The organism is Streptomyces sp. NPDC033178 (assembly GCF_055577685.1).
This window is the reverse complement of record NZ_JBVIPT010000004.1, coordinates 434,545-447,756: the sequence shown is the minus strand read 5'-3', so window position 1 is coordinate 447,756 and position 13,212 is coordinate 434,545. Positions and strand designations below refer to the sequence as shown.

The 13,212-nt window shown below is 72.1% G+C and carries 11 protein-coding genes; 2 read left to right on the top strand and 9 right to left on the bottom strand.

Annotated elements, in window-relative coordinates; genetic code table 11:
* Positions 1-5: 5 nt before the first annotated feature.
* The 3 genes from ACZ5VQ_RS12730 to ACZ5VQ_RS12720 all read right to left on the bottom strand — a co-directional run bounded on the left by ACZ5VQ_RS12730 (position 6) and on the right by ACZ5VQ_RS12720 (position 4,226).
* A complete protein-coding gene (locus ACZ5VQ_RS12730; protein WP_469104873.1) occupies positions 6-1,646 on the bottom strand; it encodes a serine/threonine-protein kinase in 1,641 nt (546 codons plus the stop codon).
* 166 nt (positions 1,647-1,812) lie between these two features.
* The gene (locus ACZ5VQ_RS12725) at positions 1,813-2,835 is read right to left on the bottom strand and encodes a hemolysin family protein (protein WP_362071960.1); all 1,023 of its coding nucleotides are present in this window, start codon (positions 2,833-2,835) and stop codon (positions 1,813-1,815) included.
* A gap of 5 nt (positions 2,836-2,840) precedes the next feature.
* Positions 2,841-4,226: a hemolysin family protein gene (locus ACZ5VQ_RS12720; RefSeq protein WP_469104872.1), complete on the bottom strand. Its 1,386-nt coding sequence runs from the start codon at positions 4,224-4,226 to the stop codon at positions 2,841-2,843.
* A gap of 278 nt (positions 4,227-4,504) precedes the next feature.
* On the opposite strand from ACZ5VQ_RS12720, the gene ACZ5VQ_RS12715 reads away from it, so the two are divergent.
* Entirely contained in the window at positions 4,505-4,930 is a 426-nt protein-coding gene (locus ACZ5VQ_RS12715; protein WP_469104871.1) for an HflX-like GTP-binding protein, read from the top strand.
* A 78-nt stretch (positions 4,931-5,008) separates the two neighbouring features.
* On the opposite strand, the gene ACZ5VQ_RS12710 is transcribed toward ACZ5VQ_RS12715, so the two are convergent.
* From ACZ5VQ_RS12710 to ACZ5VQ_RS12690, 5 genes are all read right to left on the bottom strand, one after another.
* The gene (locus tag ACZ5VQ_RS12710; RefSeq protein ID WP_469104870.1) at positions 5,009-5,713 is read right to left on the bottom strand and encodes a DUF4232 domain-containing protein; all 705 of its coding nucleotides are present in this window, start codon (positions 5,711-5,713) and stop codon (positions 5,009-5,011) included.
* 238 nt (positions 5,714-5,951) lie between these two features.
* On the bottom strand, positions 5,952-7,190 hold the full coding sequence (locus ACZ5VQ_RS12705) for a cation:proton antiporter (RefSeq protein WP_469105020.1): 1,239 nt from the start codon (positions 7,188-7,190) through the stop codon (positions 5,952-5,954).
* A gap of 5 nt (positions 7,191-7,195) precedes the next feature.
* On the bottom strand, positions 7,196-7,681 hold the full coding sequence (locus tag ACZ5VQ_RS12700) for a cation:proton antiporter regulatory subunit (protein ID WP_200397190.1): 486 nt from the start codon (positions 7,679-7,681) through the stop codon (positions 7,196-7,198).
* A gap of 182 nt (positions 7,682-7,863) precedes the next feature.
* Positions 7,864-9,282, bottom strand: a complete 1,419-nt coding sequence (locus ACZ5VQ_RS12695) for a flotillin family protein (RefSeq protein WP_469104869.1) — start codon at positions 9,280-9,282, stop codon at positions 7,864-7,866.
* A gap of 142 nt (positions 9,283-9,424) precedes the next feature.
* Positions 9,425-9,940, bottom strand: a complete 516-nt coding sequence (locus ACZ5VQ_RS12690) for a hypothetical protein (protein ID WP_469104868.1) — start codon at positions 9,938-9,940, stop codon at positions 9,425-9,427.
* 537 nt (positions 9,941-10,477) lie between these two features.
* Between ACZ5VQ_RS12690 and ACZ5VQ_RS12685 the strand changes: the two genes are divergently transcribed.
* On the top strand, positions 10,478-11,533 hold the full coding sequence (locus tag ACZ5VQ_RS12685; protein ID WP_469105019.1) for a PucR family transcriptional regulator: 1,056 nt from the start codon (positions 10,478-10,480) through the stop codon (positions 11,531-11,533).
* Positions 11,534-11,588: 55 nt separating this feature from the next.
* Here ACZ5VQ_RS12685 and ACZ5VQ_RS12680 read toward each other — a convergent pair whose 3' ends face one another.
* Positions 11,589-13,154, bottom strand: a complete 1,566-nt coding sequence (locus tag ACZ5VQ_RS12680) for a serine/threonine-protein kinase (RefSeq protein WP_469104867.1) — start codon at positions 13,152-13,154, stop codon at positions 11,589-11,591.
* Between the last annotated feature and the right edge of the window lie 58 nt (positions 13,155-13,212).

The window sequence follows — 13,212 nt, the reverse complement described above, 5'->3', positions numbered from 1 at the left end:
AGTCGTCAGTCGACGCGGAAGCCCGCCTTGACCGTGTCGAACACCGGGCGGTGCGTGTCCCATTGGGCCTCGGGCGCCGAGAGGTAGATGTCGTACTCCGTGCCGCCCTCCTCGCCGAAGCCGAAGTCGATGGCGCGGAAGCCGCGGACCTGGCCCTGGAAGGTGAACTCCCACACCGCCGCGGGTTTTCCCTGGAACGTGGTGCGCTGCATGCGCAGCTTCCGGTACGTCGAGTAGTTGAGCTTGGTGTTGACCTCGATGTTCTGGAAGTGCGACTCGGGGTTGGCGCCCGCGGGGTTCACGGTGCCGATGGTGAGCCCGACCAGGCCCGACGGGTCGGTGTAGGTGACCTGTTCGGCGCTCGCCTTGCCGCCGCGCTTCCAGCCGTCCGGCACGGGGAAGGTGGCTCCCAGCGCCTTCTCCCTGACCAGGCGGAACCCCGCGGGTACGGGGGGCGGCTCGGACGCGCTGGGTGAGGTCGCCGTCGCCGAGCCCTTCCTGCCGCCGCCGTCCTCGGCCGTCATCGCGTAGAGCCCGCCCGCCACGACCGCGGCGGCAAGCGTCACGGCCACCGCACTCCAGAGGAGGGGGCGCCGCTTACGGCCCCGGCGACCGGCCCCGTCGCTGCTGCCACTGCCCCTGCCGCTGCCGCCGATGGGAGCGGGCGCCGGTCCCGATCCCCACGCCGGTCCCGATCCGGATCCCGAGTCGGTGAGCGTGGCCCCGGCCGAAGCCGTCGGGCCTGTCGCCGCCATGGTCGCCGTCGCCCTGCCCGGCACGGCCGCCGCCCACGCCGCATCCGTCGTGGCGCCCGTGGTCGCGCCCGGTGCCTCCGACGCCACGACCCGCAGCGCCCGTTCCGTCTCCTCCGCCGACGGACGCTCGTCCGGGTCCTTGGCGAGCAGCATCTCGATGAGGGGTTCGAGCGGACCGGCCTGCTTCATGGGGGCGAGCGGGTCGACGGCGATGGCGTACGCGGTCTCCATCGCCGTGGCCCTGCGGAACGGGGGCCGGCCCTCGACGGACTGGAAGAGGGTGGCGCCGAGTGCCCAGAGGTCGGCGGTGGGGCCGGGCTTGTGGCCCCTCATGCGCTCGGGCGCGATGTAGTCGATCGACCCGATGATCTCGCCGGTCTTGGTCAGCGTCGAGGTGCCGGTCGCCATGGCGATGCCGAAGTCGGTGAGGACGACACGGCCGTTCCCGCCCAGCAGCACGTTGCCGGGCTTCACGTCGCGGTGCAGCACTCCGGCGGCGTGGGCGGCCCGGAGCGCGGCGGTCATGCCGAGGCCCACCCGGGCGGCCTCGGCGGGCGGCAGGGCACCGCCGCCCTTGAGCAGCGCGCCGAGGGTGGTGCCGTGCACGTACTCCATGACGATGCACGGCAACCCCTCGTCGTCCAGGACGTCATGGACGACGACCACGTTCGGGTGGGCGATCCGGGCGGCGCTGCGGGCCTCCCTGCGGGTGCGTTCGTAGACGGTGGCGAGTTCGTCCTCGGAGAGGTGCTGCTGGACGTGGAGCCGCTTGAGCGCGATCTCGCGGCCGAGGACCTCGTCCTCGGCACGCCACACGGTGCCCATGCCACCGCGGCCGATCCGCTCGATCAGCCGGTACCGCCCGGCGATCAACCGCCCCTCGTCCGACACAGCGCGCCTTTCGCCGACACGACCCGACCCAGTACCTGTGAACCGATCCCTGTGAACCACTCCGCGTTCGATTCGGATCGCCACGATAGTCGCCGCGGTCGCGGAGCACTGTGGCGGAGGCCATGCCACCGTGCCCCGCGCCCGGTCGAAGCACCGCCGTGAGCGGTCAGACCCCCGCCGGGGCCGGCCCCACCAGTTCCGACAGCACGTCCTCCATCGTGACGAAGCCGAGGACCTTGCCCGACTCTCCGGTGACCGCGGCCAGGTGGCTGTCGTTGGCGCGCAGGGCGGTGAGGGTGTCGTCGAGCGGGGTGTCGATACGGACGCGCGTGACCGCGTGCAGCGCGGTACGCGGGAACGGCCGGTCCCGGTCGGCGACGCCGAGGGTGTCCTTGATGTGGAGGTACCCGAGCACCGTGCCGTCCTCGCCGGTCACCGGGAACCGGGAGAAGCCGGCCTCGGCGGCGGCGCGCTCCAGCCGTGCCGGGGTGACGGTGTGTTCGACCGTACGCATCCGCTGCGCCGGCACGAGGATCTCGCCGACCGGGCGGGTGCCCAGCTCCAGGGCGTCCCGCAGCCGTTCGCCGTCCGCGGACGACAGCAGCCCGGCCTGGCTGGAGTCGACGACCATGCGGGCGAGCTGGTCGTCGGTGAAGGCCGACTCCACCTCGTCCCTGGCCTCGACCCGCAGCAGCCTCAGCAGGGCGTTGGCGAAGGCGTTGATGCCGAAGACGACCGGCTTCAGCGCCCGGGTGAGGGCCACCAGGGGCGGTCCGAGCAGCAGCGCGGTGGGAACGGGCGCGGCGAGCGCGAGGTTCTTCGGGATCATCTCGCCGATCAGCATGTGCAGATACGTCGCCACGGTGAGCGCGATCACGAAGGCGATCGGGTGGACGAAGGCGTCCGGGACGCCGGCCGCGTCGAAGGCCGGCTCCAGCAGATGCGCGATGGCCGGTTCGGCGACCGCGCCCAGCACCAACGACGAGACGGTGATGCCGAGTTGGGCCGTCGCCATCATCGCGGAGATGTGCCTGAGGCCCCACAGGGTCATCCGGGCCCGCTTGTTGCCCTCCTGGGCGCGCGGTTCGATCTGGCTCCGGCGTACGGAGATCAGGGCGAACTCGGCGCCGACGAAGAACGCGTTGGTCACCAACGTGAGGGCTCCGATGGCCAGTTGGAGGGTGGTCATCGTGCTCATCGGGACTCCTCCACGGTCTTACGGGCCGAGTCGTGGGCCGAGTCGGGAACGGATCCGTGGGCCGAGTCGCGAGCCGAGTGGCGGGCCGGTTCGGTGATGCGGACGCGGTCGGCGCGGTGGTGCTCCACGTCCAGGACGTCGAGGCGCCAGCCGTCGAGGTCCAGCGCGTCGCCCTCGGCCGGGATCCGGGCGAGCCGCGTGGCGACCAGTCCGGCGACGGTCTCGTACGGACCCTCCGGCGCTCGCAGGCCTATCCCGGCGAGCTCGTCGATCCGTACACCCCCGTCCGCCTCCCAGACCGCGCGGCCGTCGGCCGACGCGGGGGCGGGCAGCAGGTCGGGCACTTCGACGGGGTCGTGCTCGTCGCGCACCTCGCCGACGACCTCCTCGACGATGTCCTCGACCGTCGCCACACCCGCCGTGCCGCCGTACTCGTCGATGACGACGGCCATCGTGCGGCTCGCCCGCATCCGCTCCAGGAGGCGGTCGGCGGGCAGGCTGTCGGGCACAAGGAGCGGGGCCGTGGCCAGCTCGGTGACGGGCGTGACGGCCCGCTTGTCGGGCTCCAGGGCGAGTACGTCACGGATGTGGACCGAGCCGACGACCTCGTCGAGGCTGTCGCGGTAGACCGGGAAGCGGGACAGCCCGGTCGCGTGGGTGAGGTTGGCGGCGTCGGCGGCCGTGGCGCGGGACTCCAGCGCCCGTACGTCGACGCGCGGGGTCATCACGTTCTCCGCGGTCAGCTCGCTCAGGTGCAGCGTGCGGACGAAGAGCTCCGCCGAGTCCGGCTCAAGGGCGCCCTGGGCGGCCGAGTGCTGGGCCAGCGCGACGAGTTCCTCGGGGCTGCGGGCGGAGGCCAGCTCCTCGGCGGGCTCCAGGCCCATGCGGCGCACGAAACGGTTCGCGGTGTTGTTGAGGTGATGGATGAACGGGCCGAACGCGGCCGTGAACCCGCGCTGCGGGCCCGCGACCACCTTGGCGACGGCCAGCGGGCGGGAGATCGCCCAGTTCTTCGGCACCAGCTCGCCGACCACCATCAGGACGACGGTGGAGACGACCACACCGAGCACGGTCGCCACGGTCGAGGCGGCGCCGCCCAGGCCCGCCGATTCCAGGGGTCCCTTCAGCAGCGCGGCGAGCGACGGCTCGGCGAGCATGCCGATCACCAGCGAGGTGACGGTGATGCCCAGCTGGGCCCCGGACAGCTGGAGCGTCAGCCGCCGCACGGCCTTCAGCGCGCCTTCGGCGCCCCGCTCGCCCGCGTCGGCGGCCCGCTCCAGGTCACCGCGCTCGACGGTGGTCAGCGAGAACTCGGCCGCCACGAACACGGCACAGGCGAGCGTGAGCAGCAGGGCGAGCAGGAGCAGCAGGATCTCGGTCACCGCGCCACCCCCGCCCCGTCACGCACATGTCTCGGGCCGGGAATGGCACGGCTGGTACTGGGAGGTTCACCCATCGCGGAACCTTCGCTCCTTCTCGCACTAAAGGTCATATGACGCGCCCTGACCGGGCACGTCCCACCCAGTGTAAAGGAATCGCAAAGTAGCGCGTCGGGAGCGGCGAGGAGCGGCGCAGGCGGGTGGCCGGGGAGCCGCCGAGGATCGGTCCCGCTCCCGGAAAACGCCTGTCGCCACAGGGGCGCGGATGCCTACGGTGAGCCGTGCACCAGCACCGAAGGCGCGACCGCAGACCGTCCGCCCGCCGGGACCCCCGGCCGGCTGACCCGCCGACGAGCCTTCCCGGCCTGGATCTCACGGGAGCCGATGTCGTGATCGTCGGCTACTTCTCCGCCAAGCAGAAGGACTTCGCCCTACGCATGGACGCGGCGGCCGCCGACCTGACGGCACGCGGCGCCCGTGTCGTGGGCCGCGCCGTTCAGCGCCGCGGCGTCTCGGACGGCGGAGTGAGGAGAATGGCCCTCCCGTACTCCTCCCGCACCCTGCTCAGCTCCGGAAAGACCCGCGAAGTGGCCGCACTCCGCGAGGAGTCGGGAGCGGACGCGGTGGTCTTCCTCAACGCCCTCACGGAACACCAGCGCCGGGTACTGACGGAGATGTTCGGGTGCCCGGCGGTGAGCCTGTCGTAGGGCCCGGCGGTCGGCCCGGTCGCTGCCGTGCGGGCCGCGGGCCGAGCCGGTCTCGTACGTACGAGGGGGTACGCGGCCTCAGCCGACCCTGGTCGCGGGGCCGATCTGGAGCTTGCCGGACGAGCTGCCGTCCGTGACCGGGAGGGTGCCCGCGGGCCAGGCGACGCGGACGTACTTCGTCTCGTTCGGGGGCGTGACGAGGATGTCGGTCAGCCGGACACCGGAGCCGCCGGAGTTGTTGTAGGGGAACGTGATGTTGAAGGCGGCGGAGTCGCCGTTCTTGAGGACCGCCGGGTAGACGGGCTCGCCGTTGCGCTCGACGGAGAGGGTGGAGCCGTCGGCGGCCTTCAGGTCGACGCCCGCGTATCCGTTGATGGAGCAGTCGCGGCCGCCGGCGTTCTTGAGCTGGACGGTGACGACTCCCTCCTTCTTGTCGGTGGTGTTGTCGGCGGCGTTGACCTCCAGCTCGTCGGTGCGGCAGATCGATGCCTTGCCGCCTGATCCCGTACCTCCACCGGTGCCGCCCGTGGCGGTGCCGCCGTCGTCCGATCCGCCGGAGGAGCCGCTGGAAGAGCCGCCGGAGGAGCCGCTGCCCGAGCCGGTGGTGCCGCTGTCCGAGCCGTCCGTCTCCTTGGCGGTGGACGAGGCCGAGGAGGACGAGGCGCCCGACGGTGTGTCGCCGGACGTGTCGTCGTCGCCACCGCCGCACGCGGTGAGCGTGAGCGCGGCGGCGAGGCCGAGCGTGGCGAACAGGGTCGTGCGGCGGGCGTTCTTGAGGCGCATCGGGTGTCCTTGCGTGGAGGCCGTGAGGCGTGATCGTTTCCGAACTGCCTCCAGGAAACGGGTGCGGTTGGGGAGCGGGCAAGGGCGCTCGGGCAGCGCGGGACGCGGGAATGGTTTCACCGCCTCCGACCTGCGGAAACACCAACCGCCTGGAACGGTTGGGCGGGACGGCTGCGGGTGCGGTGAGGAGGGTGCGTTGTCGGGTGCGGGCCCGCAGGTGTCCGCGAACCCCCGGTGGTTACTGCTCGACAGGCGCGTCCGGGCTGGGGACGAGGTCCCGGTCCTGGGGCGGCTCGGCGACAGTGGGGGCGGACCGGCGTGACCGGCCGGTCAGGCGGGTGGCGACCGGTTCGGTGAAGCGGGCGGTGAGGGGGCCGATGACGACCAGGATGAGGACGTAGGCGGTGGCCAGCGGGCCGAGCCTGGGCTCGATGCCGGAGGTGACGGCGAGTCCGGCGATGACGATGGAGAACTCGCCGCGCGCGACCAGCGTGCCGCCCGCCCGCCAGCGGCCCTTCGCGGAGATCCCGGCCCGCTTGGCGGCCCAGTACCCGGTGGCGATCTTCGTGCCCGCGGTGACGACGGCCAGCGCGAGGGCGGGCAGCAGGACCGGCGGGATGCTCGCGGGGTCGGTGTGCAGGCCGAAGAAGACGAAGAACACCGCGGCGAACAGGTCCCGCAGCGGGGACAGCAGCCCGTGCGCGCCCTCGGCGACCTCGCCGGAGAGCGCGATGCCCACCAGGAACGCGCCGACGGCCGCGGAGACCTGCAGCTGCTGCGCGACGCCCGCGACCAGCAGGGTCAGGCCGAGCACGACCAGCAGCAGCTTCTCGGGGTCGTCGCTGGAGACGAAGCGGGAGATGTGGCGTCCGTAGCGGACCGCGACCACCAGGACGAGGCCGGCGACGCCGAGCGCGATGGCGAGGGTGGCGCTGCCCGCGGCGAGGCCGGCGCCGGCCAGCAGGGCGGTGATGATGGGCAGGTAGACGGCCATGGAGAGGTCTTCGAGGACCAGGATGCTCAGGATGACCGGGGTCTCGCGGTTGCCGAGGCGGCCCAGGTCGCCCAGGACCTTGGCGATGACGCCGGAGGAGGAGATCCAGGTGACCCCGGCCAGCACGACGGCGGCGACCGGGCCCCAGCCCAGGAGGAGGGCCATCGCGGCGCCGGGCAGGGCGTTGAGGGCGGCGTCGACCAGGCCCGCGGGGTACTGGGTCTTGAGGTTGGAGACCAGGTCGGTGGCCGTGTACTCCAGGCCGAGCATGAGCAGCAGCAGGATGACGCCGATCTCGGCGCCGATCGCGACGAACTCCTCACTGGTGCCCAGCGGCAGCAGCCCGCCCTCGCCGAACGCGAGCCCGGCCAGCAGATAGAGGGGTATGGGCGAGAACTGGAACCGTCCGGCGAACCGGCCGAGCAGCCCGAGGCCCAGGATGATCGCACCGAACTCGATCAGGAACGTCGCGGACGAGTGCACTGCGCTCACTCCCTTCCGAGTATCGCGGCGGCCGTCTCGACGCCCTCACGGGTGCCGATCACGATGAGGGTGTCGCCGCCCGCCAGGCGGAAGTCCGGCGTGGGGGACGGGATGGCCTCAGCGCGCCGCAGCACGGCCACGATCGAGGCACCGGTCTCGGTGCGCATCCGGGTGTCACCGAGGACGCGCCCGTTCCAGTGCGAGACCGACGACAGCTCGATCCGCTCGGCCACCAGGCCGAGTTCGGTGGTGGAGAGCAGGTTCGGGCTGTGGTGCGCGGGCATCAACGCGTCGATGAGCGCCGCCGATTCTCCTGCGGAGAGCCGCACGGAGAGGGCGCAGGCGTCCGGGTCGTCCGTCCGGTACGCGCTCAGTGTCCGGCCGCCGTCCCGGTGCGCGACCACCGACAGGCGGCGCTGTTCTCGCGTCGTCAGGTCGTACCGCACACCGATTCCCGGCAACGGCGTACTGCTCAGGCGTGGAGTTCCCATGGCTGGTCCCTGTCCGGTGTCCGGCGTCGATCTCGCTGTGCGTTCACCCTACGGCGACCTGCGGAATGGTTTCGGCTGCGGCCCGGTGGGGGGTTGATCGCGCATTTCCCACTCACCCGCAGCCGAACTCGACCCGTACCGTCAGTCAGTCACTCAGTCACTCACTTCACTCACTCACTCACTCACTCACTCACTTCGATCTTCCCGTTGGCCTCCACCGCGACGGCGGCCGGCTTCGGCGCGGTGATGCTCTTGAGGAGCTCCGCGAGGTCAACCCCCGTCGTGGAGCTGAGGAGTTCGACGCCCTGGGCGACGTTGTCCGCGACAGTGCGCGACAACTGACTCGCCCCGTCCGTCGAGATCACCGTCATCTTGTCGATGGCGCTCAGCGGCTCGGACGCCTTGGCGACGACCTGCGGCAGCACCTCGACGAGCATCTGCAGCACGGCAGCGTCGCCGTACTGGGCGAACGCGTCGGCCTTCTTGCGCATGGCCTCGGCCTCGGCCGCCCCCTTCGCCCCGATGGCGGCGGCCTCCGCCTCACCCTCGATGCGTACGGCGTCGGCGAGTGCCGCGCGGTGTGCCTTCTCGCCCTCACCGGTCAGCCTGGAGCGCTGGGCGTCCGCCTCGGCCTCCTTGACCTGGGCGATACGCCGGGCCTCGGCCTCCTGCTCGGCCTGGTAGCGGGCGGCGTCGGCGGGCTTGCGGACCTTGGTGTCCAGCTCGCGGTCGGTCAGCGCGGCCTGCCGCTGGGCGACCTTCTCCTGCTCGGCGAGGACCTCCTGCGAGCGGGCGGCCTCGGCCAGCGGGCCGGCCGCCGCGGCACGGGCCGCCGCCTCGTCCGTCTCGGCCTTGATCTCCGCCGTCTTGAGGGCGAACGTCCGCTGGGCGATCGCGATCTCCTCCTCGGCCTTCAGCCGGGCCTGCTCGGCGGCACGCCGGGCCACCGCCTCGGCGATGTCGGCCTCCTGCTTGGCGCGGGCGGCCTCGGGCCGGCCGAGGTCCTCAAGGTAGGAGCCCTCGGTGGTGATGTCCTGGATCTGGAAGGCGTCGAGCACCAGGCCCTGCCCGGAGAGGCTCGCCTCGGCCTCCTCCGCGACCTGCCCGGCGAACGCGGCGCGGTCCCGGATGATGTCCTCGACCGACATCCGGCCAACGATGGAACGCAGCGCGCCGGAGAGCACCTCCTGGGTGAAGCCGACGATGCCGTCCTGCTGCATCAGGAACCGCTGTGCCGCGGCGCGGATGGAGTCCTCGGTGCCGCCGACCTTGACGATGGCGACGCCTTCGAGGTTCGCCTTGACGCCGCGCAGCGTGACCGCGCCGCGCACCGAGATCGGGATGTGCCGCGAGGACAGGTCCAGGGTGAACTTCTGCTGGACGAACGGCACGACGAAGACACCGCCGCCGACCACGACCTTCTGGCCGCTGTTGTCGGTGAACACCCGGCCGGTGTCCGGGTCGGTGGACTTCTTGCCGCGCCGGCCGGTGACGATGAACGCCTGGCTGGGCCCGGCCACCTTGTAACGGGTGACGACGACGAGCGCGAGCAGCACGAGGAGTACGACGACTCCCACGACCGCGACGAGAACTGGACTCATGATGGATTCCCCCCTGCCACCCCCCAGGCGGCAGATCGGTACGAGTGGTACGGGTAGTTACAAGCGGTATGGGTTGTACGAGCTTTATGGGTGACACGAGCGGTACGGACTACGGAACAGACAGGGGTTCAGCGACAGGGATTCAGCGCTGGACCGGCCTGACCGCCACCGATGTCGGTGACAGCGACTCCTCGACCCAGATCTCGGCGCCCCGGGCCACCGGCTCGGGGCTCTTCGCCGCCAGCTTCACCGGCTGGCCCGCGAGATACACGAGCACCTCGCCGTAGCCCCCGGCCGGGATCGGTGTGACGACCGAGCCCGAACTGCCCACGAGGTCGGTGCCGCGCGGAGTGGCGGACGGCTCGTCCCGCATCAGGGCCCGGCTGAACCGCAAGGCCAGCCAGCCCGCCCCCGCGCCCGCGCCGATGCCCACCGCGGTGGCGGGTCCGGCGCCGAGCCCGGTCGTGCCGAGGACCAGCGCCCCGCCGAAGCCGAGCATGGAGACGAACCCGGCAATGACCGGCAGCGAGAGCAGGCCGTCGAAGAGCCCGTCCAGAAAACTGGTCCCGCCGAAAAGCCCTTCGAGTACGCCGTCGAAGACCAGCGTCAGGACCAGCAGGACGATCCCCGCGATGCCGAGACCGAGAAACAGAGTCACCGGTCCACCTCCCCCACCTGCGCCGGTCACCTCGATCAACGGACATTGTGCCAGCTTCGTACACGTGTGCACATTGCCGTGACCTGGCAGTCTTTATGCGTTCTTGACGCCGTGCCGACACCGTACGCGGCACTCGTGTCCGAGCGCTTCGCCGCCCTCCGGCATCAAGAACGCGTAAAGACTGCCGGAAACCGGCAATGCGCCGGACTCCCGTCCCGGGTCACGATGGTCCGGCAGAAACGGGGAGCACGGGGGACGGATAAGGGCCCCGGTGCCGGACACATCGTCGTGAGACGACCGGCACCGGGGCCCCATCTCTTGCCTGTCGCCGAACTTCCTCCGGACTTCCTCCGAAGCTCCTCCGGACTGCCTCCCGGCTTGCTGCGAAACGTCCTCCGAACGCCTCCGTGGTGAGGGGAGCCAAGATCACGCATGGACCTGCCGTGTTCCGGCAGTGAGCCCCTCCCCGACGGGACCGTGCTCCGCCCGTATGCGCTAGAAAGGCGACAACGGCTCATCAGGAAAACGGGGGTGCGGATGGCGACGGGGCGGGACATACCCGAGGAGTATCTGGAGGGGTATGCGCGCATCCTCGCGGAGGCCTCCGCGACCGGCCGCCGGCTGACCCGCGACGAACTCGACTCCCGCCGGGCCCTGGGCGAGCGGGCCGCCGAGGCGGGGTACGGGCTGCGCGCCCTCGTCGGCGCCCACCTGGCCGCCGCCCGCGTCCACTGGCCCGCCACGGCGGGCGAGAGCACACTCGCCGCCGTCGAGCAGGCCGTCGACGCCTTCGCCGAGGGCTACGAGCGGGCCCAGCTCCTCGCCGTACGCCAGGAGGAGGCGGCACGCCGGGAGTTCATCGACGACCTCCTGCACGGCCGCAGCGACCTCGGTCTGCTGGCCGAACGCGCCGAACGCTTCGGGCTGCGCCTCTCGCACGCGCACGCCGTCGCCGTGGCCCAGGGCCGGGCCGCGTACGACGAGGGGGACGCCGTGCCCCGCGATGTGGAGCGCTCCCTGATCAGCCGGTTCGGCGACCGCAGCATCCTCGTGACCACCAAGGACGGGCGTCTGGTGTGCATCGCGCCCGGCGACCAGGACGACGTGCTCGACTTCTTCGCCAAGCAGGCGTACGCGGCCACCGACGGCGGGCGCGTCGCCATCGGCCGGTCCCAGCCGGGGCCCGGCGGGGTCGTCCAGTCGTACGAGGAGGCGCTGAACGCCCTCGACCTGGCCGACCGCCTGGGGTTCGACACACCCGTGCTGCGCGCCGCCGACCTTCTCGTCTACCCCGTGCTCACCCGGGACCGGCAGGCCATGGCCGACCTGGTCCTCAGTGCGCTCGGGCCGCTGCGGCAGGCCCGCGGCGGGGCGGAGCCGCTTCTCGACACCCTCACCGCGTACTTCGACTCCGGCTGCGTCGCCGCGGAGGCGGCCCGGCGGCTGTCGCTCAGCGTCCGCGCGCTCACCTACCGGCTGGACCGCATCCACACGCTCACCGGGGCGAATCCGGCCGATCCCGTGCACCGGTACACGCTGCAGACGGCGGTCATCGGGGCGCGGCTGCTCGACTGGCCGGAGAAGGACTTCTGAAGCACTCCTGACGGGCTCCCGGTCCCGACCGATCCCGACCGATCCCGACGGACTTCTAGTCGTCGCCGTACCCGTCGTCGTCATCGTCGTCCCCGTCGTCGCCGTACTGCGGCGGCTGCGGCTGCTCCTCCTGCTTCGGTGGTTCCTGCTCCTTGTCCTTCTCCTTCGCCTTCTCCTCCTCGGTCTCGGCCGGGCTGGGTGTGCCGGCCGAGGTTTCCGTGAAGGAGGGGGACGCGGGAGGCTCCGCGTTGACACCGGGTGCGGGCGTGGAGCCGGGCGTCCCCGTCCGGGCCACCGTCCCGGCGGCCGGCACCCCGGTGCTCTCGGGTCCGGTGGACGACGAACCGTCCTTCAGCCCGTTCCCGGTCTCCGTCGAGGTGGTGTCCGGCGAGAACATCTTCATGCCGGCGAGCACGGCCAGCACGAACAGCACGGTGCCGGCGAGGATGCCGAACACCCGGGGCCGACGACGGGCCATCGCACCGACCCCGCCGCCCGGCCTCGCCGCCGCACCCGCCCTCGCCCCGCCCGACCGCGCGCGGCGCGACGGCGCGGAGGGCGAGGAGGTCGATGAGGGCGCGGAGTGCGCGGAGGGCACGGAGTTGGCCGCACGACCGGCGTGAGTGGCGTGACCGGCGTGACCCGCATGAGTGGCGCGGGCCTGGTGAGCGGAGCGGGCGGGCTGCGCCGGCTGGGCGGCGGTCGGCGGCAGCCGGTACATCGTCGGAGGCCCGGTCTCGGCGGAACCCGACTGCGGCGGCCGGGAGGCGTACGACGGCGAGCCGGAGCGCGATGTGGGCCTCGTGTCCGACGCCACGGGCAGCGGCTCGGCGAGCCCTCGCCACGCCCCGGTGCCGAACCAGTCCGCGACCTCCTGGGCCGTGGGCCGGTCCTCGGGCTGCTTGGCGAGGAGGCCGAGGAGGTAGTTCTCGAAGGCGGGCGGCAGTTGGACACCGCGCTCGCGGGGCGGCACCGGGGCCATGTCGATGTGCTGGTGCAGGGTGACCGTGGCACTCTCGGCGTGGAACGGCGGGCGCCCGGTGAGGAGTTGGTACAGCACGCAGCCCAGGGAGTAGACGTCGGAAGCGGCCGACGCCGGTCTCCCGAGGGCACGTTCGGGGGCGAGGTAGAGACTGGTGCCGACGATCTGCCCGGCCGTGGTGAGCGCGGAGGCCGGGTCGTCGACGAAGCGGGCGATGCCGAAGTCACCGATCTTCACGGTGCCCTGGGCGTCCGAGAGGAGGTTGCCGGGCTTGATGTCCCGGTGCACGATCCCCTCCCGGTGCGCGGCGGCGAGCCCGGCCGCGGCCTGCGCGGCGACCGTGGCGACCCGCTCGGTCCCCAGGCTGCCCGCCGCGGTCAGCTCCTGCGCGAGGCTCTGGCCCTCGACGAGTTCCATGACCAGGTAGAAGCGGTCGTCCCAGGCGCCGAAGTCGAACACGGCGACGACGTAGGGGTGGCTCAGCCGGGCCGCGGTCTGCGCCTCCAGCCGGAACCGCGCGGCCGCCGCGCTGTCGGCCTCGTCCCCGAGCAGCAGCTTGACCGCCACCTCCCGCCCGAGCACCTCGTCGGTGGCCTGCCACACCTCCCCCATACCGCCGCGGCCAATGGATCCGTGCAACCGATACCGCTCCGCGACGAGCACCAGCGAATCATCCTCAACACAGCAGAAGGCCAAC

Bases quoted from the DNA above. Each gene is read 5' to 3' on its own strand.
- ACZ5VQ_RS12725 (WP_362071960.1), bottom strand. From the start codon at position 2,835: ATGACCACCCTCCAACTGGCCATCGGAGCCCTCACGTTGGTGACCAAC.
- ACZ5VQ_RS12710 (WP_469104870.1), bottom strand. From the start codon at position 5,713: ATGCGCCTCAAGAACGCCCGCCGCACGACCCTGTTCGCCACGCTCGGC.
- ACZ5VQ_RS12700 (WP_200397190.1), bottom strand. From the start codon at position 7,681: ATGGGAACTCCACGCCTGAGCAGTACGCCGTTGCCGGGAATCGGTGTG.
- ACZ5VQ_RS12695 (WP_469104869.1), bottom strand. From the start codon at position 9,282: ATGAGTCCAGTTCTCGTCGCGGTCGTGGGAGTCGTCGTACTCCTCGTG.
- ACZ5VQ_RS12685 (WP_469105019.1), top strand. From the start codon at position 10,478: ATGGCGACGGGGCGGGACATACCCGAGGAGTATCTGGAGGGGTATGCG.